The following is a 20,943-nucleotide window of genomic DNA, read 5'->3' as shown; positions in this document are numbered from 1 at the left end:
CGCTCGATGCGCAAATGGTCGAAACAATTGCGAAAAGTGTAGTTCTTTGGATCATGGCCTGGAGATCCACACGTGGTACGTCCTCCCCTCGCGCCGAGCGGCGAGGGTGACGCGGTCTCCCTCGTGCACTTCGACGGAGCACGCCGCGTACGTGAACCCCACGGCAGGCTCGGCGGTCGCTCGGCACTCCCCGCGCCCCACGCGCACGTCGACGTCGAGCCCGCCCTCGTCGCCGCGCAACGTGACCCGCGCAGGCCCGGACACCCCACGTGGCACGAAAGACACTTCGCGCCCACCCTGGACGATCCTCCCGCCGTCGAAGGTGCGTCGCCCTCCGACATCGAAGACACGCGCGGTCGTGTACCCGCCGTTCGGGACAGGGAGGACCGTGTCGTGCGCACGCTCGCTCTCGACGTCCGCGAGGTCGAGGGAGTCCATGACGTTCACGACGTCGCTCGGGGGAACGCCGAGGTCGCGCGCCTCTCCGCCTCCGAGCGCGGAGAAGTCGGCCTCGTAGAGCACCTTGGTGGGGCCGCCGCAGATCACGTTGTCCTCGATCGTGATCTCACGCACCTTGCGGCCGAAGGTTCCCGTGATCGTGGGAAACCAGTTCGGATAGAGGGCGAAGTGCGTGGGCCGCTCACCCTCGGGGATGCGCTCCAAGAGCTCGAGGGTCGCGGCCTCGCCGTGCACCGCGGCCTGCACGAACGGGTAGCGGCGGTAGCCTCCGAGGCCGAGCGCGTCCACACACGTGCGCTTCGAGAAGAACGGGATCGCGCCTGCGTCTCCGACGAGCACGATGGCGTCCCGCGGGAGGATGGCCGAGACGAGCCTGCCCATCGTGACCTGCTGCTCGTGCACGTTCTTCGACGCGCGGCGAAAGTACGAGCGTGCCTCGTCGGTCCGGGCGAAGACGAGGGCGAAGAGACCCGCGAACGAAACGAGGGCGATCGTGCTTCTCCTCGGGGACGAACGCCCCGCGAGGCCGAGGCACGCCCCCAAGACGAGGAGCGCGACCGCCGGTGCGTAGTACCGAAAGCCTTGGTACCGCGCCGCTCCGTTCGTCGACACGAGCAGCGCGAAGGCACACGCGCCCGTGAGGCACGCGAGGACGGGGTGCCTCGTGCGTTCTCGCGTGAGCCCGAGGCCGGTGAGCGCTGCGAGCCCGAGGAGGGCGGGCCCACCCATGTCCTTCGCGAGCACGCGCCACACGAAGCCGAAGAGGTTCAAGACGAGCTCCTTCGCTCGCGCCACGTCGTCGAGGAAGGGGTTCGAGCCGAGGAGCTTCAGCCGCGCGCCCGCGGAGGCGAAATCTCCCGTGAACGCATAGTTCAGGCCGAGCACGAGCCCGGTCGCGAGGGCGCCAGGGAGTGCCGCTCGGGCGAGCATAGGGAGCCACGGGCGGGAGCGTGCGCCCCGGGCCGCGACGAGCGCGAAGGGCGCGACCACCACCACGGCCTCCGGGCGGAGCAGCACCATCGCCGCACCCCAGAGGCCCGCGCGCATCGCGGCCCGCTTCCTCCCCCGAGGTCGTGCCCGCGCGCGCTCCACCCACACGAGCGCGCTCGTCGAGGCTGCGAAGAACGCCGCGGCCTCCATCCCCGAGAAGAACGTGAAGGCCACCGTCCCGACCGCCGACGCGAGGGCGACGATCAACGTCCCGGCGACGACCGAGTAGGCCTCGCGCGGGCTCCCGAAGAGCTCGGCGACCCGTCGCGCGGAGAGCCCGAGCGCGCCGATCGCCACGGCGAACGCGAACGCCACCACGCTCTCGTCGTCGAGCCCGAGGAAGAACGCCGGCGCGAGCAACACCGGGTAGAGCGGCGCGGTCTCCCCGGAGCTGTACCCTTGCCCCCCGACCCACGAGAACGGATGGCCGTGCGCGAGCGCCCGCGCGAAGCTCGCATGGATGTAGACGTCGTCGAGAGGGGCGGGGAAGGCGCCGCACGCGATCCATGCAGGATGCACGAACCAAAGCCCGAGGGCACCGAGCACGACGAACGGAAGCGCGGCGAGCGCCCACGAACGGAGCTTCACGTGCCGACCTCGAGGCGCGACGAGGCCCCCGTACCGCGTACGCGGCAGGAGGCCTCGGGGCATGTCTCGTCGTCGCGCACGCCCTCCGTCTACCAGAGGTCGGGCCCGTTTTCGTCAGCGGTTCGGGAGATCCGCGTAGAGGAGGCTCCCGCCCTTCACCTGGTTGATGATCGCGGTCCGCTCGTTCATCGGGATCGCCGGGCACCCCCACGAGCGCCCCTGGAGCGACTTGCCGTCGACGACGTAGCTCGCGCCGTGCATGACCACGGCCCGCTTGCGGACCTGGGAGTTCGTGGCCGAGAGGCCGTCGAGGCGGAGGGAGTAGCCCCACTTCCCCTCGTAGGTCTCCGCCGTCACGTAGTACCCGAGCGAAGATTGGAGCGACCCTTCCACGTTCGAGAAGCGCCGCGGGGTGCCGTCGTTCTCGGGATCGCTGCCCGAGCCGTGCGCGACCACGTGGCGTTCGACGCGCCCGGTCTCCATGTCGACGATGTACATGCGCCGCTTCGACGAGTGCTGAGAGAAGTCGATGATGGTGATGACGTCTTTGACCTTCAGGCGCGACTTGTTGAAGTCGTAGTACTGGAGGGCGTTCTCGAGCAGCACCCGCGGCACCTCGCGGTTCGGGTCGATGCTGCCGTAGCGCGCGAGCACCGCCGCCTTCTCGGCCGCAGAGAACTGAGGCTCCTTGAAGCCCTGGCGGTTCGCGTCGCCGAGGCGAAGCGCCTCTTCGCTCACCTGCTCGCCACCTTCGCCGTCGGCCTCTTCGGCCGCGTCGTCTTCGGGGCCGACTTCGGCGCTGCACGCGGTGGCGGCGAGGGCGAGGGCGAGGGCGAGGGCACGGAGGGGAGCGCGAAGGAGCATGCCCCACCTTTTGCAGCCCGTGTGCCAAGGCACTTCGGGGCAGACGGCGCACCGCGCCATGGGCGATGCCTCGTGAAATGTGCGGGATGTACGCCAGGATCTCTGGGTTCCTCGGGATCCAGCGACACTGGATCACCCGGGCTCGGATCGGTCAACCGGCGCGCCGAAACGGCAAAATGACGAAGCCCCCCGCGGGGTTCCGCGAGGGGCTCGAGGCCAGGGTCGGTGGGCCGATGAGCTTCAGCCCACGTAGCTCTTCACCTGCGCGTCGGTGAGGACGCGCAGCGACTTGAAGTTCATGTGGACCGAGGCCGCCGCGTAGACGAGGCCGAAGAGGAGCTTGAACGACCAGGCGTTGATGAAGGCGCGGCCGATGCCATAGGCGCCGTACGACCAGGCGACGAGCCCGAGCGCGGACACGACGATGAGGAAGAGCCTCGTGATGCTCCCCTTCGCGAGCAGGCGCCGGCCGAAGAAGTACGTCAAGAAGAGCGAGAGCAGGGTGGAGCCCATCGCGCCCAACGCCGAGAAGAGCCCGAAGCCCCCTTGAAGGAACGAGAACAGCCCGCCGAAGAGGGCGAAGCCGTACCAACTGTTCGTGAGGTTCTCGATCTTCTCGCGTGCGCTCATAGTCGGCTCCTTCGGGGTTCTTCGCTGGTCATACGCGGAGGGCGCGCAAAAGTTTCCCCCTCCCGAACCGCGATGTCGAGCGGGCAGACGGTGCGCCCCGAGCGATATTCAGGGTGGGTCATTAAGTCTATGAAATGATATGCGTATTCGTTTTCTTCGGGGGAGAGCTCGCCTCGGGCGGCGCGCCGCGCTCGGGTGACGTCCGTCATGGGGGTGCACCCGCGGCCCGAGGTTTGGCATCGTTCCGTCGTGGGTCTCGAGGTCTTGGCTCTGCTCGTGATGACGATCGCGCTCCCGTTCGTGGCCGTGGGGTTCGCCGTACACTACCGGGCCCGGGGTCTCGAGAAGGCGCGATTCGAGTCGGTGTGGGAGAGCTTCTCGCGCGCGCGCGGCTACAGGTTCGTGCCGGCGTCGGGCGAGTGGCCGAACGTCACCTCGGCGCGGGTCGAGTGGGAGGAGCCCTCGGGGGCGAAGATGCGCCTCGAGGCCGTGCTTCGTGAGGGCGCTCTGTCGACGCGGCTCACGGCGCGACCTTCGGCGCTCCTCCTCGGGCGGGCGCTCGTCTCCACACGCGAGGGGCGGCGGGCCATGCCAAGGTGCACGACGGGCGACGCCGCGTTCGACGCCGTCTTCGTGACGAGCGAGCGCCCCGCGGGGTTCGTGAGCCGTGTGCTCTCGGCCGACGTGAGGCGCGCGCTCCTCGCCTTTCGCATGGGGAAATACCTAGCGCTTCGTTACCGGCGCGGTGACCTGTCGCTCGTGTGGGACGACGGCGAAGAGAACCCCGCGCGGCTCGACGAGGCGCGCGCGCTGCTCTCGACGTGCACGGCCGCGGTCGAAGAGGCGTTCGTCGTGCCTTCGGTCCGGCACCTCAAGGCGAGCTCCGAGTGAGCCGCGTGACGACGGCCTCGTGCTCCGGGTACAGCGCGAGCAGCTCGTGTCGGCTCGGCATGCGGAAGTCGGCGAAATCGAACCCCGGGGCCACCGTGCAGCCCACGAGCGCGTGAGGGACCCCGGGCTCCACGTGCGAGCCGAAGACACGCCCTCGTGGCACCCACGCGAAGGGCCGCTCCCCGCGGGCGTAGTCCTTCCCGAGCACGAAGTCCTCGCGCGCTCCGTGCTCGTCCAGGGTGACGATCCGGAGGGCTCCTCCGTCGTAGTGGTGCCAGAGCTCGTCGCTCTCGATCGTGTGGAGCGCCGAGAACGTGCCCTCGGTGAGCAAGAAGTAGATCGACGTGCCGAAGACCCGATCCCCGGCGAAACGGCCCGGCAATGCTCCGCGCGCGAGGGTCTCTTCGGAGCGGTAGGTCTCTCGGAAGTAGCCGCCCTCGGGGTGGGGCGCGAGGTCGAGGAGGTGGGCGAGCTCGATGGCGTTCATGGGCCCGAGTCTACCGTCGCACGAGAGGGCAGGGCATCTCTTGCCTCTTTACTCGGGGCGCGTGGGCTCGGACACTTGGGGCGTGGAACCCGCGAATACGCCTCGGATGGGCACCCCTCGTCGCGCCGGTACGGGCGCACCGTTTCTCGTCGAGCTCGTCGATCGGCAGTTCTCGTTCCTCTCGACGCGTGACGCCGACCGTTACCTGATGACCGTGTCGCGGGTGCTCACGCTCCTTCGGCGAGAGCCCATGCTCGCGGCGATCCTGGACGACTTCGACGCCGAGGTGCGCGCCGCGGTGGCCGACTACCACGCCCACGAGCGTCACATGATGGACGAGCTCCTCGCGCTCTTCCGCGCCGTGCGTCCGGCACTGCTCGAGGCCGCCTCGGCAGGGATCGAAGGCTTCGATCCCGCGCAGCTCGCGGCCTACGAAGGCACCCTCGTCCCGGTCGAGCACCTCGACTACCCCCCGAACGAAGAGCCGAAGTGGGATAGAGCCGCCTCGCGCCATCGTGTCTCGAAGGTCCGCTTCTGGGTGAGCTCGGCCCGCGACCGGATCGCCGAGCCGGGGCGCGTCGCGCTCCTCGCGGCCGAGCAGCGGCTCGACGCGCTCCGCGAGCTCCACGAAGAGGCGTTCCGCACGTACCGCACCCTCGGGGTGACGCTCCCGGGTGTGGCGCTCGGCAGGCTCGACTGGGCCGTCTCGTGCCTCGCGCCGTCGCGCTCCTCCGATGGCGCGGAGCGAGGCCTCGCGCGCGAACGCGAGGACATCGCCGAGATGCTCCACGAGCCCACGAAGCGACGCATGCTGACCCACGCCCCCGGCTCCGAGACGTTGGTGCAGGCCCGCCGCGACGCCGAGCTCCTCCACGAAGAGATCGTGCTCGCCCTCGAGCGGGGCCTCTGGCTCCACGGGGCGCTCCGCCGATTCGTCGATAAAGCAAAGCGATTTCATGGGGATACGATCGATGCTCTCGCGGCCCCTCGCGGCGCCAAGCGGGCCCTCGTCGCGTTCGCGTCGGCCCTCGCCGAGCACCTCTTCGACACCGGCATCCCCACGGTGCACCTCGCGGCGCGGGCCGCGCCCGGCGACACCTTGGTCCAGGTCGTCTACCTCGCCAAGCCCACCGAGAGGTCCGTCGCCACCGAGATCGCTCGCGGGCTCGCGGCGTTGGCTGCGCTCGGCGGCCTCGGTGTCACCCAAGGGGTGCTGCTCGTCGTGCACGGTGGCACGCGTGCGCTCGAGCTCCCACGCGAGGCACGTGGGGGTGGCGCGGTCCTCGCGCTCGGCGCGGTCGGGGCACGTGTGCGCGCGGAGGCTCCGAAGATCGTCGTGTCGTTCGAGGGAGGTGTCGCGTGAGGGCGTGGTCACGGGCGTTGGTCGCCGCGCTCGGTGCGGTCGCGGTCGTCTCGTGCGCGCCTGCTGCTCCGCCGCGGAGCGCCGAGGTCTCGAAGCCCGAGGCCAACGCGCACGTGCCGCACGCGGACGCGTCCCGTCATCATCATGGGCACGGGCACCCCGGCCACGGTCACGAGAGCGCCCCGGGCCAAGGGGCATCGCAGGGCGACGACGAGATCCTCCGGGCGGTGGCCCAGGCCCACGGCGGCGCAGGTCCGTGGGCGGTGCTCGGTTACCGAATGGGCGCCTTCGCCCTGAAAAAACTAGGCCTCGAGCGTGGCTCGTTCGACCTCGAGGTGCGTCACGAGAGCCCGGCCGAGGTCCAGTTCACCTGCGTGGCCGACGGGACCCAGGCCTCCACGGGAGCGAGCCTCGGGCGCCTCACGCTCACCCACGTGGCCGTGCCTCGGGATCGCATGCGCACCTCGTACCGAAAGAAGAGCACGGGCGAGACGGTCGCCCTCCGGCCCTCTCCCGGGTTCGTCGCGCGGTTCGAGAACGTCCCGCGCGAGCGGCTCGGAGAGGCGGGGCGCGAAGTGCTCGGGCTCTCGGACGACGAGCTCTTCGAGGTCGTCCCCGCGGGGCCAGCGAGGTAGCGGTCTCAGCCGGCGCCGTGATCGAGCTCGGGGGGCGTGTCGCCGTCGCGCTTCGCCCGTGGCACCACGCTCGGGAAGAGTAGGCCTGCCGCGAGGGCGACCGCGCCGAGCACGAGCACGATCACGAAGGCCCGGACCGTGCCGTGGAAGAGGTCGGTCGCGAGCGTCGCGAGCACGTCGGGCGCGAGACCCTTGCCGTGCTCGGGGCCGAGCAGCACGTCGAGCAGCTCGGGGGAGGCGTGCTCCGCGACCGCCGAAGCGACGACCGCGCCCATCGCGCCGACCGTGAGGGCTCCGCCCACCGACCGGAAGAACATGTTGCTCGCGGTGGCCACGCCGCGCTCGTTCCACTCGGCGCTCTCCTGCACGGCGATGATCGTCGCGACGCTCGAGAGGCCGCTGCCCGCGCCCAGCAGTCCCATGCACGCGCCGCACACCACGATGCCCGAGCGCGCGCGGAGCGCGAAGAAGAGCCCCACACACGCCACCATCACGAGCCCGAGGCCTCCCCGCACGAACGGGCGGTACCCGTGTTTCGGCAGGGCGCGCCCCGCGAGCGTCGAGGCGACGGGCCAGGCGACGAGCAGCGGCGCGAGCAGGAGCCCGGCGCGTGTCGGGGTCTCTCCGAGCACCGCCTGGGCATAGAGGGGGAGGTAGGTGATCGTGCCACCCATCAGGGCTCCGATCGTCGCCGACGAGAGGCTCGAGACCACGATCACGCGTCGTCGGAAGAGGCTCGGCGGGAGCACGGGGTCGGCCGCGCGTGTCTCCACGTAGACGAACGCCGCGAGGAGAAGCACGCCCACGGGGAGGGTCACCTCCGGGCGTGTGTGGCTCGCGCCGGCGAGCAGGCTCGTGACGGCGGCGGCCAAGAGCAGGCTCCCGAGCGCGTCGAAGCGCACCTTCTTTCGAGCCACGTCCTCTCGGAACGCGACCGCGAGCAGCCCGAACGAAAAGAGCGCGAAGGGGACGTTCACGAAGAAGACCCACCTCCACGAGAGCGCGTGCACGAGGAACCCTCCGAGGAGCGGGCCCGACGTGCCGGCGAACGCCCAGATCGCGCCGAAGAGGCCCTGCACCTTCGCGCGCTCCTCGGGCCTGTAGAGGTCTCCGACGATGGTGAGCGCGACGGGCTGGATGCCGCCTGCCCCCACGCCCTGCACCGCTCGGAAGACGACGAGCGCGAGCATCGAGCGCGCGAGGCCGCTCGCGACGCTCCCGACGAGGAACACGAAGAGCGCCGAGAGGAGCACCGGTTTTCTGCCGTAGAGATCGGCCACCTTGCCGTAGAGCGGCATGGTGAGCGTCGAGGCGAGCATGTAGATCGCACCGACCCACCCGTAGAGCGAGAGCCCGTGGAGCTCGGCGACGATGCTCGGCATCGCGGTCGCGACCACGGTGGCCTCCATGGCCGCGAGGAACATCGAGAGCAAGATCGCGGTCAGGGTGAGGCTTCGGCTCATCGTCGGGCCGTGACCCAGTAGCACGCAGAGGCCGTCGACCGGGAGCACGACGCCGACGCGTGAGGTCGCCTACGTTCGTTTCGAGCTCATGCGCGGCTCACGAGCGCTTGAAGAACGTCCACGACGCCTCGGCCGCGCGATCCCACACCCAGTGCCCGAGGCCGTCGACCTTGCAGAAGACGACCGGCTTCTCCTTGGGGCAGCTGCGGTAGGCGTGGCACTCGGCGTAGGCGGTGGTCTCCATCGCGCTCGTGTCGCAACCGTTCACGTACGCCCAGTACTGCGCCGAGAACACGCCGCTCTCGAGGCCTACGCCGAAGTCGTGCGTGCCGTGGAGGGCCATGGTCGCGACGGGCACCTGCCCCTCGCACTTGGTGAACCCGTTCGCGTGTTTCTCGGCGCGTCCGTGCGGCGCGCCCCCCGCGCTCGACGCGATCGCGCGGAAAAAGCCGGGCACCTCGCAGGCCACGAGGTTGATGAAGAAGCCCCCGCTCGAGTACCCGCTGCCGAAGACGCGCGTCGTGTCGATCGGCATCTTCTTGGCGAGGTCCGCGACGATGGCCTCGACGAAATGGATGTCGGTGTTGTCCCGTCGGCCCTCGTGGAGCTCCCAGCTCGCGTCACGCCCGTTCGGGTAAGCCACGATGGCCCCGTCACCGCTCGCCGTCTCGAACGGGAAGCCGTCGTGGAACGAGCGGTCGGAGCCCCCGTCGCCGTGGAAGACGAGCACGAGCGGGAGCGGCCCGGGCTTCGGCGTGTGCGGCACGAGCAGCACGTACCGGCGCGAGAGGCCGTCGACCGTGAGCTCCTCGTGGGTCTCGCGCACCGTGCCCGGCAGGTGAGTGTAGGTGACCGTCGGCAGCACCGGCTCGCCCTCGTGCGGCACGACGACCGGGTCCTTGTGCCGCAAGGAGTAGAGCAGCGTCGGGCCGAGCCTCCGCGCCGCGAGCCCGGCCACGCCCACGAGCGCGAGCAGCAAGAGCCCGAGGCGCGCCCTCGAAGGTTTGTCGTCGTCGTCGGTCGGCGGTTCGGTCGGCGGTTCGGTCGCCATGGCGTCGTCTCGACTGGCCTAGCTCACGCGTTCGTGCCCAGGATCTTGCGGAGCGGTTTGTTGAACGCCCACATGGCCAAGGCCGTGTTCACGCCGATGGCCACCATGATCCAGAAGAAGCGCTCGTGGTGGCCGTCCTTGTAGAATACGCCGAGCACGCCGGACGCAAAACCGCCGAGGAAGCTCGAGACGAACCACACGCCCATCATGAGCGACACGAGGCGCTTCGGCGACGCCTTGGTCACGAGGGACAGGCCGATGGGGGACAGGTAGAGCTCGCCCACCGTGATGACGAGCGTGGCGAAGAACGGCCAGAAGAGGGAGCCCTTGCCGTTCTCCCCGATCACCCTCACGCCCACCGCCATGACCACGAACGACAGGCCCAAGATGAGCGAGCCGATGGCCATCTTCGACACGGTGCTCGGCTCTTTCCCGCGCTTCTGCTGGTAGGTCCAGAGGCCGTTCACCGCCGGCGTGAGCACCATGATCATGAACGGGTTGAACGACTGGAACCACGCGGTCGGGATCTGGAAGCCGGCGATCGTCGGCCAGATGGTGTTCTTGTCCGCCCACGTCTGCATCGTGTTGCCCTGCTGCTCGTACACGGCCCAGAAGGGCACGTTCAGCGCGCAGAGGCCGACGAGCGCCGCGATGACGAGCTTCTCGTCGCGGGTGAGGCCCTTCTTCGCCGGCGTGGCGGCGGCCTCCTTGGGGCCCTCTTCGGCGGCCGCGCCCTTCGTGAGCATCATGTTGTCTTTGGCGAGGTACTTCTGGCCGGCGACGTACCCCACGAGGCCGAGCAAGAGGCCGACCCCCGCCGCCCAGAAGCCGTACTTCCACCCGTAGACCGCCGCGAGCGTGCCGCACACGAGGTTGCAGATGAACGAGCCCACGTTGATGCCCACGTAGAAGATCGAGTAGGCGCGGTCGCGGCGCGGGTCGCCCTCGCGGTAGAGGTTGCCGACCTGGGTCGAGATGTTCGGCTTGAAGGCCCCGTTGCCGACGATGAGCACGAGCAGCGCCACGAAGAAGAGGTGCGTCGAGCCCATCAAGAACTCGCCGAGCGCCATGAGCAGCGCCCCCACCATGACGATCTTGCGTTGCCCGAAGTACTTGTCGGCCAGGTAGCCGCCGAAGACGGGTGTAAGATACACAAGCCCGTTGTAGAGGCCGTACACGAGCGACGCCTGCCCCTGGAGGGCCATGTGCGGGTCGATCGCGAGGAAGATCTTCTGCAGCGTGGGCCACCCCAGGACGGCCGACGGATCGCCGTGCACGACGGGGCTCGCTGCGCCCTCGGGGGCGTCCTCGGCGATGTAGAGGATCTGCCTCGACTCGACGAAGAGGAAGTAGAGCATGTAGCCCTTGAGGAGCCCGCGCATGCCGTAGAACGAGAACCGCTCCCACATCTCGGTGAAGAAGAGGACGAAGAGCCCCGGCGGGTGCCCGAAGAGCTTCTCGAACCGGGTCACGGGGACGGGCGGCTCGCCCTCGGTTCCGGGCGTGTTCTCGCCTAGGGGCTCGCTCTCGGGCGTCGTCATCGCGCGAGGCCTAACACGACTCGGTCGTCGGCGGCACGCCGGAACGGGACGTTTCGACGCTCTCGGGCATGACGCGCGGCCCTTCCTTGACCGAGCGCATGGGGTGGGAAATGCTTCGAGCACCATGCGGCCCAAGCGGCACTCCCTCGCCATCGAGCTCACCGGCTACTGCAACCAGAAGTGCGGCTACTGCTACAACGACTGGAGGGGCGACAAAAAGGAGGCCCAGGCCCTCTCGACCGAGCGCCTCCTCGAGCTCGTCGACCGCGCCGCGACCGAGGTCGAGTGGGATCACGTGACCCTCACGGGCGGTGAGCCCTTCGCGCGGGCCGACCTCTTCCAGGTGCTCGAACGCCTCGAGAGCCACGGCCTCCGGGCCATCCTCATCTCGAACGGCGGGATCGTCACCGAGGCCCACGCGGAGCGCCTCGCCCCCTTCAAGCCTCATTTTGTGCAGATTACACTGAACGGGCCGGACGCCGCGCTCCACGAAGCGCACGTGGGGCCGGGCCACTTCGAGCCCACCCTCGCGGGGATCCGTGCCCTCGTCGGCAAGGGCGTCAAGGTCTCCGGGTGCGTGGTGGTGACACGCAAAAATGCGAACAAGATCAAAGAGATCCTCGAGCTTTTTGCCAGCCTCGGGGTGCGTGACATCGCGCTCTCGCGGTACTCGCCGGCGGGCTACGCCTCCGAGCAGATCGCCGAGCTCTTGCCCTCGCGGAGCGACGTGCTCACGGCCCTCGCGCAGGCAGAGCCCTTCGCGCGCGATCGCGGCATGACGGTGCAGGTGACCATGCCGGTGCCGCCGTGCGTGGTCGACACGAAAGACTTCCCTCACGTGCGCTTCTCGTCGTGCCCGATCGGCACCGAGGCCCAGGAGTTCGCGCTCGGCACCGACGGGAAGCTCCGAAACTGCACCCTCCACACCGACGTGGTCGGCCACACCGACAGGGGCGAGAGCTTCGCCGCCTCGGTCACCTCGGAGATCGTGGCCCGCTACCGCGACGTCGTGCCCGAGTTCTGCGCCCCGTGCCCCATGAAGGCGAGCTGCATCGGCGGCTGCGGCGCCGCGTCGGAGAGCGTCTTCACGGCGCGCGGTCTCGACCCGTTCGTCGCGCAGCACGTGGACGACGCCTTCTCCGCCGAGCTCAAGGCGGCGCGAGCCAAGAGCGAGCCCTTCGTGCCTCTCGGCCGGCTCGTCCGTCGCAAGACGGCGAACGCGCCCGCATGAGCACATGCCCGAAGGTCCTCCTCGTGTGGCCGGGGTCGGAGGGCGCGGCCGCGGGCAACTTCGGTGTGCCGCAGCTCGTGGGCCTCGCCGGTTACCTCCGCGCGCGCGCTGGGGCCGACGTCACCGTGTGCGATCTCGCGTGCGAGCGAGCGTTCGGCAAGGTCGACCTGGCGAAGCTCTTCGCGGGGCCCGACGGCCGCGGCTACGACGTCATCGGCTTCTCGGTCTATTCGTCGTTCGACTACCTCCTCGTGTCGGCCCTCGCCGAGATCGCCCGCGCGGCGCACCCTCGTGCGCTCCTCGTGGGCGGCGGGTACCACGTGAGCGCGCGCCCACGCGACATCGTCTACGACGGGTCCCCCTTCGACGTGGCCGTGGTGGGCGAGGGCGAAAAGCCCATGGCCAAGGTGGTCGACTCGGTCCGCGGCGGCGCGCCGATCCGCGGGGAAATCCTGGGCCCCGACCCTATCACCCGCCTCGACGACCTCCCCGAGACCGACTACGGCTTCCTCTCCCGCTACCGCCCGATCGCGCGCAAGGTCGCGAGCCAGGTCGAGGTGTACCTCTCGCGCGGGTGCCCGTTCGACTGTGCATTCTGCATGGAAAAAGCCAAGCGCGAGGTGAGCTGGCGCGGCTACTCGGTCGATCGTGCGATCGACGAGCTAAAGAAGCTGCATGCCTTCCTCGGCCTCTCGGGCTGGACGGTGTACTTCGCCGACGCGCTCTTCGGCATGCCCAAGGCGTGGCGGAGGGAGTTTCTCTCGAGGCTCTCCGAGCTCGGGCTCCCGTCCGACAAAAACTGGCTCCTCATCCGCGTCGACATGGTCGACGACGAGGACCTCCGCCTCTTTCGGTCCGCGAACTGCGCGCCGGGCTTCGGGCTCGAGTCGGGGGATCCCGAGATGCTCGCCACCATTCGTAAGGCCGGCCGCCTCCACGACTACCTCGATCGCATGCTCGAGGTCGGGCGCCGCGCCCACGAGCTCGGGGTCCCGTGGGGCGCCAACGTGATCGTCGGCCACCCCGGCGAGACCGAGGCCTCGATGCGCGCCTCGGCGGCCTACATGAAGCGGCTCTTCCTCGAGCCCGAGGCCACGACGGGCTTCCTCTCGATCGACCCGTTCCGGTTCTACCCGGGCTCTCCGATCGACGACGAGCTCGACGAGTACGGGCGCCGCTTCGGCACGAAGGTGCACAGGCCCGAGTGGTGGAAGGACGGCGATCAGGCGTTCCTCTCCGAGTGGGTCGACCCGTCGCGCGAGCTCACGTACTCCCGCCGCGACGCCCTCATGAAGGAGCTCTTCGAGCCCATTTTGCGGGAGCTCCCGTCGCGTTTCGCGTACGCGGGGCCTTCCCGCCCGTACTTCTTGCGCGCGCTCGAGGGCCAGCTCGAGCAGCTCTCGGATCGCTCGCGGCTCTACTTTCGCGAGCGGTACTACGCGTGGTCCAAGTACACCGGGAAGACCACGCGCGCGCGCGACGAGCTCGCGAAAGACGCCGAGGTCGCGTCCCTCCTCGCCGCCCTCCGGGCTCGGAACGTCGCGGCGATGGCGCGTACCTCCGGTGACCTCGCGCCTTCGCTCCTCGAGGCCCTCGTCGAGGTCCCGCGGGAGCGTTTCGTCCCGCCCGACGAGCTCCTCGCGAGCACCAAAGACGTGGCCGTGCGCCTCGATCGCGAAGGCCTCTCGAGCGTGAGCGCGTTCCACGCCTACGCGACGACCTTCACGGCCGCGGGCATTCGTGAAGGCATGCGGGTCCTCGACCTTGGCGCAGGCACGGGCTACGGCACCGCGCTCCTCGCGCGCCTCGTCGGGGATAGGGGCTTCGTGCGCGGCGTCGAGCTCGATCCGGCGCTCGTCGCGGTCGGCCAACGCCTTTTGCAAACCTATGAAAATGCGGAGCTTTTGGCCGCGAGTGCGTTCTCCCCCGAGGTCTGGGAGGGCCCCCCTTGGGATGCGGTCGTCGTCGGTTTTGCCGTAGGCGAGATCCCGAAGCTCTTCCTCGAGCGGCTCGGTCACGCGGTGCTCGTCCTGCCCATCACGCGCGCGGGCGGAGACGGCGCCCAGGTGCTCGAGCGGGTCCGGCTGGACGAAGACGGCGCCATCGTGCGGGAGGCCGTAGCCGACGTGCTCTACGTGCCGGCGCGCACCCACGTGGTCGCCGCGGAGCCCGCGCGCCGGGCCCCGGTCGAGGCGGCCCCGCGGGGCAAGGTGCGGCTCAAGGTCGTGTGAGGCCGCGTGTGAATGATCGGCGTGTCGGCGCGTCTTACGCTCCCGTGAGGTTCGCCCCCTTCGCCTTCGTCGTGGTCTTCGTGTCCGCCCTCGCCTCCGCCGCGCTCGCCGAGCCGATCGAGAGCGCGAGCCGGTCGACGCTCGGGTACGTGACGTCGGAGGGGCGTGTGGAGAGCGCGAGCCGATCGACGCTCGGGTACGTGACGTCCGAGGGCCGCGTCGAGAACGCGAGCCGATCGACGCTCGGGTACGTGACGTCGGAGGGGCGTGTGGAGAGCGCGAGCCGATCGACGCTCGGGTACATCCTGCCGGACGGCCGGGTCGAGAACGCGAGCCGATCGACGTTGGGCTACATCCTGCCGGACGGCCGGGTCGAGAGCGCGAGCCGGTCGACGATCGGGTACGCGCGCGGGGTCCGTCGCGAGTGGGTCGCCATCGTCTACTTCTTCGGCTTCTTCGGGCTCGTGCGCTGACGAGCGCACAGGTTTGGCCTCACGGCGCGCGCGTCAGCTCCTCGACCACGGCGCGCTCGATCTCGTCCACGGTGCCTCGTGGGACGAGCGCGCGGAGATCGAGCCGCCTTATCCGTCGCGCGAAGACGGGCTCGAAGCGCGTGCCCTGGACGAGGTGCCCGATGGCGTCGATCGCGGCGCGCTCGGCCTCGGCGTACGGCGCGTTCGCGGCGAGCACGGCCACCTCGTGGAGCGCGAGGAGCGCCGCCTCGTCGGGGTCAGGAAAAGTCTGCGAAAATCCAACGAATACGATGGTTTGCGAAAGCCGAAAGACGCGCCCCGAGGGCCCGAGGAGCGCCGTCGCGACCACGCTCGCGCGTCCGAGCCCGGGGAACGTCGCCTCGAGCTCGGCGAGGGTGCTCGCGAGCCGCGACAGCGACGGGGCGTCGGCCTGCACCGTCGGCAAGAGGTCGGTCACGAAGGTGTCGTGGGCGAGCGCCATGTCGCAGAGCAAGAGCTCGGAGAGCCTCGTGTCGGCCCGGCGCATGCGACCGTGCACCACCGCGTCCGTGCCGGAGACCTCGCCGAGCGCGTCGAACGGCCGTTTGGCCGCCTCGACGAGCCACGGGCGGGCGGACTCGGGTGCGGCGAGCACGGGGAGCCACTGCGCGTTGAGGAGCCCCGTCGACGACAGCGCGAGCAAGGCGTCGCGGTCGTCCTCGAAAGGGGCACGGGCCGAGGAGCCTCGGCCGATCCCGACGTGCGCGAGGCTCGCCGCCCGCGTCTCGGTGCTCGATCCATGGGCTATCGGCACGGCGCCGAGCGCGAAGAACGTGAGCTCCTCACGCACCGTCGCGGACCTGAGCCCGCACGCGCGTCGCCATTCGGTGCTCTCCGCCTCGGTCATCGGGGGCGCCGAAAGGCGATGTACCCGGCGGCACCGGCGAGCACGAAGAGCAGGCTCAAGGAGACGGCGGTCCAGAGGCCGCGCCGAACGGGCCGCGGCTCGAGCGGGGGCGCGACGGACAGGCAGGGGAGGGGCGAGGGCTCGCCTTTTCCGCCTCGCAGGAGCACGGGGCGGCTCGCCGTCGCGTCGCGCAGCGCGGTCTCCACGAGCTCCGAGCGCCGTTCGGCGACGGCGCGGTCATCAGGGGCGTCGTCGTCGATCACTCGTCGCGGCCGGAGTCGGGCAGCGGAGGCACGAGGCACGGCTGCGGCGTCGCGTCGCTCTTGGCGTCGAGCGTGGCGTCGCCCTCGGGCTCGGCGTCACGTGCGATGCTGAGGCACGCCTGGGGGCGGGCGTCGGTCGCGTCACTCCCCCCGTCGCTGATCGTCGCCGCGTCACGCACGTCGGGGTCGGAGGGCGACAGGCACGCTGCGCAGTTGACGAACGCCGCACCCGTGAGGCTCACGACGGCGGCGGCCACGAAGCGGCTTCGTCGCGCGAGGATGGCCTGCCGATCGTCGTCCACGGGCACGCCGTCGGGCGTGGGCGCGCGACCTTCGGGGGTGTCGTCTTTGGTCATGTCACCCTCCATCGCCCGCGTCGGGGGCGATCTTCAAGCACGGCATGGGCTCGGCGTCGCTCGCGTCGCCCGCGTCGCCCGCGTCGTCGATCGGCTTGATCGACAAACATGGCACCGGGGGTGCGTCGGCGGTCGCGTCGGCCGGCCGATCCCCGTCGGTCGCCGCGTCTTGTTCGGGCGCGATCATCGAGAGGCACGCCTCGGCGGACGCGCAGGCCGCCGCGAGCGCTGCGCCCGTGAGCCCCGTGAGGGCCGCGGCGACGAAGCGCCCTCGTCGCGCCACGATCGCGCGGGTGTCCTCGTCGGACTCGGGCTCGTGCGGCGATTTCGGGGCCTTCGGTTCGCTCATGTCAGTCTCGACCGGCGTCGGGGGGGAGGGGGCTCAGGCAGGGTTGAGGCGTCGCGTCGGAGCCCGTGTCGGATCCCGTGTCGCGTCCGGCATCTTCCGGGGGGACGACCGGGCTCAAACACGGTTGGGGCGTCGCGTCGGCGGCCGCGTCGGCCGTCCCGGCGTCTCCCTTGGGGGTATCGATCGCGTCGGAGCACGCGACCGCGGCCGCGCCCGCGAGGCCAAGGAGCGCCGCGCCGATGAACCGCTTGCGTCGCGCCAGGATCGCCTGGCGATCGAGCTCGTCCTCCGTCGGGCCCTCGGGGGAGCGCCCCTTCTCGTCCGTCATGGGGCGTAGAATGGCAGAGCCAGCGCCTCCGCGCAAACGGCCGTTCGGCCCTCGGGCCCGCGCGCGATGGTCAGTGGACGATGTACCACTTCACACCCGAGGTGACCTCGAGGTGGAAGTGGTTCCGGTGCGGCCAGTTGTAGTTGGGGGTGAGTATGACGTTGAAGAGGTGCCCCTGGGCGGAATCGCACGCGAGGCTGCGGAGCGACAGCGCCTCGGGGGTCTGTGGGCTCGGGCCGGTGCCCGGGCCGCAGGTGCGGGCCCCGATCCACTCGTGAAAGCCCTTCTCGACGTCGAGGACGGTGCCGTCCTTCTTGATGAACTTTCCTGCGTCGAGAGCCAGGGCCCCGCCATGGCGCGAGCCAATCTTTCCAGGGACCCAGCTCTTCGCCGAGGGCGGCCGGTAGGCCGAGTAGTGAACCACCTCGACGATGTCCTGTTTCGCGAGGAGCTTCGCGAAGTCGTCGAGCGCGAGCACGAGGCGACAATCGAAGATCTCGTAGGGCGACGTCGCCCGCTGCCGCTCCGGCACTTGAGAACGAAAGGTGACTCCCGACACCGGGCCCTTGAGGCGCACGGGCGCGAGCACCCCTCGGGCCTCGACCCGCACGAACGGGACGTGGCGCCGGCGGAGCTCGGCCTCGCACGCGACTTGGCCCAGCGAAGCGTACCTCACGGCGGGGGTGGACTGCGCGTTCGGGGGGATCTCCGGAGGATCCGAGCCTTGAGGTTGCGGTGCCTCGTGCTCGTCGGCGCTCGGGGGCTCCTCTCCGGGCAGGCTCGCCTGGGCAGGAGGCGAGAGGAGCGCGGCCGCCGACGCGAGGGCGGCCACGGCGAGGGCGCTCTTCGTGGGACGCTGGGCTCGCATGACGCCCGAACCATAGCCCTCCATGGGGGCGCGCGCCACCCGGGGCAAATCCCGTGGATTTTGCTATTCTCCGAGCTGTCCCCCATGTCCGAGCTTAGCCTTCGAGCGCGCCAAATCCTCTACGCCGCCGTGACCGAGTTCGTCGCCACGGGCGAGCCCGTCGGTTCCCGCACGCTCTCGAAGCGGGGCATCGAGCTGTCGCCGGCGAGCATCCGCAACGTGCTCTCCGACCTCGAGGAGGCCGGGTTCCTGCACCAGCCGCACACGAGCGCCGGGCGCGTCCCGACCGACAAGGCCTTCCGCTTCTTCATCGACGCGCTGATGGAGGTGCAGAAGCTCTCCAAAGACGAGGACCACCGGATCCGCTCGCGCCTGCTCGAGCTCGCCCCGAACCAGAGCGTGCTCCGCGAGACCGGCAAGCTCCTCTCGGAGCTCACGGGCACCGCCGCGGTCGTCGTCGCCCCACGCTCCGAGACGCTCACGTTGAAGCACCTCCGGTTCATCCGCACGCTTCCCGGCGAGCTGCTCGCGGTCCTCGTCATGTCGAACGGCGAGGTGCAAAACCGCTTCCTCAAGGCCACCGTCGACGAAGACACCCTCATCAAAATCCACAATCTTCTCGATGATGTAGGCGAGGGGCGTACCCTCGGGGAGCTGTCCGAGCTCTTCGCGCGGCGCCTCGCGACCGAGCGCGTTCAGCACGACGCCATCCGAAAACAAGCGTTCGAGCTCGGTGGCGCCGCCGTGGCCAACGTCGGGAGCGAGCGCGAGGTGGAGGTCGTGATCGAAGGGCGGGCGAAGCTGCTCGAGCACATCGACTTCTCCGACGCGTCGGGCATGAAGGGAGTGGTGTCGGCCCTCGACGAGACCGAGCGCCTCGTTCACCTCCTCGACGCGACGCAGGCGGCCGAAGGCGCCACCGTGGTGGTCGGGCGAGAGGCCGGAGAGCTCGGTGGCGGCCAGCTCGCCATCGTGCGCGCGGCGTACTCGAGCGGGAACAAAAGCGCAGGGAGCGTGGCGGTCATCGGCCCGACGCGCATGGACTATCCCAAGGTTTTGCCGCTGGTCGAAGCGACGGCGAGCGCCATGACGGCGTTCATGGGGCGGAGCGGTCCTGTGCCGCACCCGGCCGGGGGCTCCGACGACGACGACGACGGCTGACGCCCCGGCAACTTGCACCGGGCTTTGCCGGTTCGTGTAGGATGACGCCCCACCATGCGAACCTCTCCCCCGGACCTTCCCGGCGCCGCCAACAGCGACTCGCCGCTGGATCGTGCCTTGGCGCTGCTCCTCGCGGGGGAGCGCGAAGCGGCCCTCAGGTGGAGCGCGGCGGTCGTCAAACAAGACGCGTCGGTGCCGAGCGCCCTTATCCTCACGTGCCGCCTCTTGGCGGACTCGGGCCGCACCGAGGCGGCGATCGAGGGCTTCGAGCTCGCCATCAAGCGCGCGATCGACTCGGGCAACCTCCCGCTCGCCGTGGCCGCCGTCGGAGATCTCCGCACGCTCGGCGCCGACGTGACCAAGATGCTCGACGAGATCGCGGCTGCGTTCTGCTTCGGCTCGCCGCGCCTCGCGGACTCGGCCGCGCCTCCGCCGCCGCCGCTCCCCAGCAACACCGAGTTCCAGCCGCTGAGCTCGTTCCTCACGGGCCCCGCGCTGCTGTCGAAGGTGACCGAGATCGTTCACGACGCGAGCACGGAGTACGAGTCGCTCGCCGACTCGGAGCCGCCGCTGCTCTCGCCGCTCCCGCTCTTCAGCTCGCTCGAAAAGGAGGGCCTCCGGGCGCTCATCGAGTGCTTCGAGATGTTCACCGTGCCCGCGGGCAAGGAGGTCATCCGCGAAGGCGAAGAGGGCGCCGAGGCTTACATCGTCGCACGTGGCGAGCTCGAGGTCCGTCGCCACGGCACGGTCGACGAGGGGGACGACGTGACCCTCGCTCGGCTCACGAACGGCGCGCTCTTCGGAGAAATGGCCCTTTTGTCGCGTGCGCCACGCGCGGCCAGCGTGGTCGCGTGCCGCCCGTCGATCTTGCTCATGGCCCGCCGCGACGCGCTCGAGGCCGTCGCCGAGAAGCGCGCGGAGGTCGGCATCGAGCTCGCCGCGCACTGCCGCCGCCGCATGGTCGCGAACCTCGTACGCACCTCCCAGGTGCTCCTCGCGGTCGACCCTGCCGACAGGCCGTCGCTCGTCGAGCGCTTCGAGACGCGGGTCTTCGAGAAGGGCGACAAGCTCATCGAGGAGGGGAAACCCACGAGCGGGCTCCACCTCATCGCCTCCGGAGAGGTCGCCGTCATCGGGCACGAAGAGGGCGGCGAGCCGTTCGTCATCAAGACTCTCGGCGCCGGAGACGTGGTCGGGGAGGTCGCGCTGGTCTTCCGGCGGGACGCGAACGCCGACGTCGTCGCCGTGCACCCGACGGTCACCCTCCACCTGCCGCGCGAAGAGTTCGTGAGCCTCATCCGCGAGCACCCCGCCATCCTGCACGGGCTCTACATCCTCGCCGTCGAACGCGACGACGAGACGTCCAGCGTGCTCGCCACCTCGACCCTCAGCGTCTCGGACGAAGACTTCCTGCTCTGAGCTTCCGAGGAGGGCCTCGCGTCCGATTCGTCGGTCGCGCCACGCGTCACCCTTTGCAACCTCGTCGCAAAAAGGGTAGGTGGCGTCCCGTGGCGGACAGCACGAGCACGAAGTCCTCGCATGGCGAGCCCTCGCACGGCCCGGGCTGCGACCACGGCCACGCGGGTCATGACCACGGCCACGCGGGTCATGATCACGGCCACGCGGGTCATGACCACGGCCACGCGGGTCATGACCACGGCCACGCGGGTCATGACCACGGCCACGCGGGTCATGACCACGGCCACGCGGGTCATGACCACGGCCACGCGAATCATGACCACGGCCACGCGGGTCACGATCACGGCCCGACCCACCTCGAGCACGGGCCCCTGCCGACCGACGGCCACACCCACGAGCCGGTCGACGCCCGCGGT

22 protein-coding genes are annotated in these 20,943 nt (G+C 70.1%); 8 read left to right on the top strand and 14 right to left on the bottom strand.

The features are described from left to right. Positions 1-51 precede the first annotated feature (51 nt). The 3 genes from IPK71_26675 to IPK71_26665 form a co-directional block, all read right to left on the bottom strand. Positions 52-2,037: a hypothetical protein gene (locus tag IPK71_26675; GenBank protein ID MBK8217327.1), complete on the bottom strand. Its 1,986-nt coding sequence runs from the start codon at positions 2,035-2,037 to the stop codon at positions 52-54. 114 nt (positions 2,038-2,151) lie between these two features. After that, the gene (locus IPK71_26670; GenBank protein MBK8217326.1) at positions 2,152-2,901 is read right to left on the bottom strand and encodes a murein L,D-transpeptidase catalytic domain family protein; all 750 of its coding nucleotides are present in this window, start codon (positions 2,899-2,901) and stop codon (positions 2,152-2,154) included. A 240-nt stretch (positions 2,902-3,141) separates the two neighbouring features. Further along, positions 3,142-3,531 (bottom strand): hypothetical protein, encoded by a 390-nt coding sequence (locus tag IPK71_26665; GenBank protein MBK8217325.1) that lies wholly within the window; start codon positions 3,529-3,531, stop codon positions 3,142-3,144. Positions 3,532-3,780: 249 nt separating this feature from the next. Here IPK71_26665 and IPK71_26660 point away from each other — a divergent pair, with 249 nt between their 5' ends. Continuing rightward, a complete protein-coding gene (locus IPK71_26660) occupies positions 3,781-4,422 on the top strand; it encodes a hypothetical protein (protein MBK8217324.1) in 642 nt (213 codons plus the stop codon). Here the strand turns inward: IPK71_26660 and IPK71_26655 are convergent. Further along, on the bottom strand, positions 4,403-4,909 hold the full coding sequence (locus tag IPK71_26655; protein MBK8217323.1) for a cupin domain-containing protein: 507 nt from the start codon (positions 4,907-4,909) through the stop codon (positions 4,403-4,405). The two genes, IPK71_26660 and IPK71_26655, sit on opposite strands and share 20 nt — an antisense overlap. A gap of 106 nt (positions 4,910-5,015) precedes the next feature. Between IPK71_26655 and IPK71_26650 the strand changes: the two genes are divergently transcribed. Together IPK71_26650 and IPK71_26645 are read left to right on the top strand one after the other, a co-directional pair. Next, positions 5,016-6,272, top strand: coding sequence for a hypothetical protein (locus IPK71_26650; GenBank protein ID MBK8217322.1), 1,257 nt, complete (start codon positions 5,016-5,018; stop codon positions 6,270-6,272). 278 nt (positions 6,273-6,550) lie between these two features. Next, positions 6,551-6,907 (top strand): hypothetical protein, encoded by a 357-nt coding sequence (locus IPK71_26645; GenBank protein MBK8217321.1) that lies wholly within the window; start codon positions 6,551-6,553, stop codon positions 6,905-6,907. A 5-nt stretch (positions 6,908-6,912) separates the two neighbouring features. On the opposite strand, the gene IPK71_26640 is transcribed toward IPK71_26645, so the two are convergent. From IPK71_26640 to IPK71_26630, 3 genes are all read right to left on the bottom strand, one after another. Continuing rightward, complete coding sequence (locus tag IPK71_26640) at positions 6,913-8,370, bottom strand: MFS transporter (protein ID MBK8217320.1); 1,458 nt, start codon at positions 8,368-8,370, stop codon at positions 6,913-6,915. Positions 8,371-8,467: 97 nt separating this feature from the next. Then, entirely contained in the window at positions 8,468-9,421 is a 954-nt protein-coding gene (locus IPK71_26635; protein ID MBK8217319.1) for a hypothetical protein, read from the bottom strand. A 23-nt stretch (positions 9,422-9,444) separates the two neighbouring features. After that, positions 9,445-10,962, bottom strand: a complete 1,518-nt coding sequence (locus tag IPK71_26630; protein MBK8217318.1) for a peptide MFS transporter — start codon at positions 10,960-10,962, stop codon at positions 9,445-9,447. 124 nt (positions 10,963-11,086) lie between these two features. Here IPK71_26630 and IPK71_26625 point away from each other — a divergent pair, with 124 nt between their 5' ends. The 3 genes from IPK71_26625 to IPK71_26615 all read left to right on the top strand — a co-directional run bounded on the left by IPK71_26625 (position 11,087) and on the right by IPK71_26615 (position 14,897). Beyond that, positions 11,087-12,193: a radical SAM protein gene (locus IPK71_26625; GenBank protein ID MBK8217317.1), complete on the top strand. Its 1,107-nt coding sequence runs from the start codon at positions 11,087-11,089 to the stop codon at positions 12,191-12,193. Beyond that, on the top strand, positions 12,190-14,424 hold the full coding sequence (locus IPK71_26620) for a radical SAM protein (GenBank protein ID MBK8217316.1): 2,235 nt from the start codon (positions 12,190-12,192) through the stop codon (positions 14,422-14,424). The genes IPK71_26625 and IPK71_26620 overlap by 4 nt, the downstream gene beginning before the upstream one ends. A 71-nt stretch (positions 14,425-14,495) precedes the next feature. Further along, positions 14,496-14,897: a hypothetical protein gene (locus IPK71_26615; GenBank protein ID MBK8217315.1), complete on the top strand. Its 402-nt coding sequence runs from the start codon at positions 14,496-14,498 to the stop codon at positions 14,895-14,897. A 19-nt stretch (positions 14,898-14,916) separates the two neighbouring features. Here IPK71_26615 and IPK71_26610 read toward each other — a convergent pair whose 3' ends face one another. From IPK71_26610 to IPK71_26585, 6 genes are all read right to left on the bottom strand, one after another. Next, on the bottom strand, positions 14,917-15,783 hold the full coding sequence (locus IPK71_26610) for a hypothetical protein (protein ID MBK8217314.1): 867 nt from the start codon (positions 15,781-15,783) through the stop codon (positions 14,917-14,919). Then, entirely contained in the window at positions 15,780-16,046 is a 267-nt protein-coding gene (locus tag IPK71_26605; GenBank protein ID MBK8217313.1) for a hypothetical protein, read from the bottom strand. Before IPK71_26605 ends, IPK71_26610 begins: the two co-directional genes overlap by 4 nt. After that, positions 16,043-16,402: a hypothetical protein gene (locus IPK71_26600; protein ID MBK8217312.1), complete on the bottom strand. Its 360-nt coding sequence runs from the start codon at positions 16,400-16,402 to the stop codon at positions 16,043-16,045. The genes IPK71_26605 and IPK71_26600 overlap by 4 nt, the downstream gene beginning before the upstream one ends. Before the next feature lies 1 nt (position 16,403). Continuing rightward, a complete protein-coding gene (locus IPK71_26595; protein MBK8217311.1) occupies positions 16,404-16,751 on the bottom strand; it encodes a hypothetical protein in 348 nt (115 codons plus the stop codon). Between the two features lies 1 nt (position 16,752). After that, a complete protein-coding gene (locus IPK71_26590) occupies positions 16,753-17,079 on the bottom strand; it encodes a hypothetical protein (GenBank protein MBK8217310.1) in 327 nt (108 codons plus the stop codon). 70 nt (positions 17,080-17,149) lie between these two features. Then, positions 17,150-17,947, bottom strand: a complete 798-nt coding sequence (locus IPK71_26585; GenBank protein MBK8217309.1) for an extensin family protein — start codon at positions 17,945-17,947, stop codon at positions 17,150-17,152. 84 nt (positions 17,948-18,031) lie between these two features. Here IPK71_26585 and hrcA point away from each other — a divergent pair, with 84 nt between their 5' ends. Both hrcA and IPK71_26575 read left to right on the top strand, forming a co-directional pair. After that, positions 18,032-19,108, top strand: a complete 1,077-nt coding sequence (hrcA, locus tag IPK71_26580; protein MBK8217308.1) for a heat-inducible transcription repressor HrcA — start codon at positions 18,032-18,034, stop codon at positions 19,106-19,108. A 54-nt stretch (positions 19,109-19,162) separates the two neighbouring features. After that, entirely contained in the window at positions 19,163-20,527 is a 1,365-nt protein-coding gene (locus IPK71_26575) for a cyclic nucleotide-binding domain-containing protein (protein ID MBK8217307.1), read from the top strand. On the opposite strand, the gene IPK71_26570 is transcribed toward IPK71_26575, so the two are convergent. Further along, complete coding sequence (locus tag IPK71_26570; protein ID MBK8217306.1) at positions 20,437-20,871, bottom strand: hypothetical protein; 435 nt, start codon at positions 20,869-20,871, stop codon at positions 20,437-20,439. The genes IPK71_26575 and IPK71_26570 overlap by 91 nt on opposite strands. Positions 20,872-20,943 lie beyond the last annotated feature (72 nt).

The sequence above is a fragment of the Myxococcales bacterium genome (assembly GCA_016712525.1).
In the GTDB taxonomy this organism is placed as follows: domain Bacteria; phylum Myxococcota_A; class Polyangia; order Polyangiales; family Polyangiaceae; genus JAAFHV01.
The sequence above is the reverse complement of the archived record's forward strand: the minus strand, read 5'-3'. Positions and strand labels throughout refer to the sequence as shown.

Bases quoted from the DNA above. Each gene is read 5' to 3' on its own strand.
- IPK71_26670 (MBK8217326.1), bottom strand. From the start codon at position 2,901: ATGCTCCTTCGCGCTCCCCTCCGTGCCCTCGCCCTCGCCCTCGCCCTC.
- IPK71_26665 (MBK8217325.1), bottom strand. From the start codon at position 3,531: ATGAGCGCACGCGAGAAGATCGAGAACCTCACGAACAGTTGGTACGGC.
- IPK71_26655 (MBK8217323.1), bottom strand. From the start codon at position 4,909: ATGAACGCCATCGAGCTCGCCCACCTCCTCGACCTCGCGCCCCACCCC.
- IPK71_26650 (MBK8217322.1), top strand. From the start codon at position 5,016: ATGGGCACCCCTCGTCGCGCCGGTACGGGCGCACCGTTTCTCGTCGAG.
- IPK71_26645 (MBK8217321.1), top strand. From the start codon at position 6,551: ATGGGCGCCTTCGCCCTGAAAAAACTAGGCCTCGAGCGTGGCTCGTTC.
- IPK71_26640 (MBK8217320.1), bottom strand. From the start codon at position 8,370: ATGAGCCGAAGCCTCACCCTGACCGCGATCTTGCTCTCGATGTTCCTC.
- IPK71_26635 (MBK8217319.1), bottom strand. From the start codon at position 9,421: ATGGCGACCGAACCGCCGACCGAACCGCCGACCGACGACGACGACAAA.
- IPK71_26630 (MBK8217318.1), bottom strand. From the start codon at position 10,962: ATGACGACGCCCGAGAGCGAGCCCCTAGGCGAGAACACGCCCGGAACC.
- IPK71_26625 (MBK8217317.1), top strand. From the start codon at position 11,087: ATGCGGCCCAAGCGGCACTCCCTCGCCATCGAGCTCACCGGCTACTGC.
- IPK71_26620 (MBK8217316.1), top strand. From the start codon at position 12,190: ATGAGCACATGCCCGAAGGTCCTCCTCGTGTGGCCGGGGTCGGAGGGC.
- IPK71_26610 (MBK8217314.1), bottom strand. From the start codon at position 15,783: ATGACCGAGGCGGAGAGCACCGAATGGCGACGCGCGTGCGGGCTCAGG.
- IPK71_26600 (MBK8217312.1), bottom strand. From the start codon at position 16,402: ATGACCAAAGACGACACCCCCGAAGGTCGCGCGCCCACGCCCGACGGC.
- IPK71_26595 (MBK8217311.1), bottom strand. From the start codon at position 16,751: ATGAGCGAACCGAAGGCCCCGAAATCGCCGCACGAGCCCGAGTCCGAC.
- IPK71_26590 (MBK8217310.1), bottom strand. From the start codon at position 17,079: ATGACGGACGAGAAGGGGCGCTCCCCCGAGGGCCCGACGGAGGACGAG.
- IPK71_26585 (MBK8217309.1), bottom strand. From the start codon at position 17,947: ATGCGAGCCCAGCGTCCCACGAAGAGCGCCCTCGCCGTGGCCGCCCTC.
- hrcA (MBK8217308.1), top strand. From the start codon at position 18,032: ATGTCCGAGCTTAGCCTTCGAGCGCGCCAAATCCTCTACGCCGCCGTG.
- IPK71_26575 (MBK8217307.1), top strand. From the start codon at position 19,163: ATGCGAACCTCTCCCCCGGACCTTCCCGGCGCCGCCAACAGCGACTCG.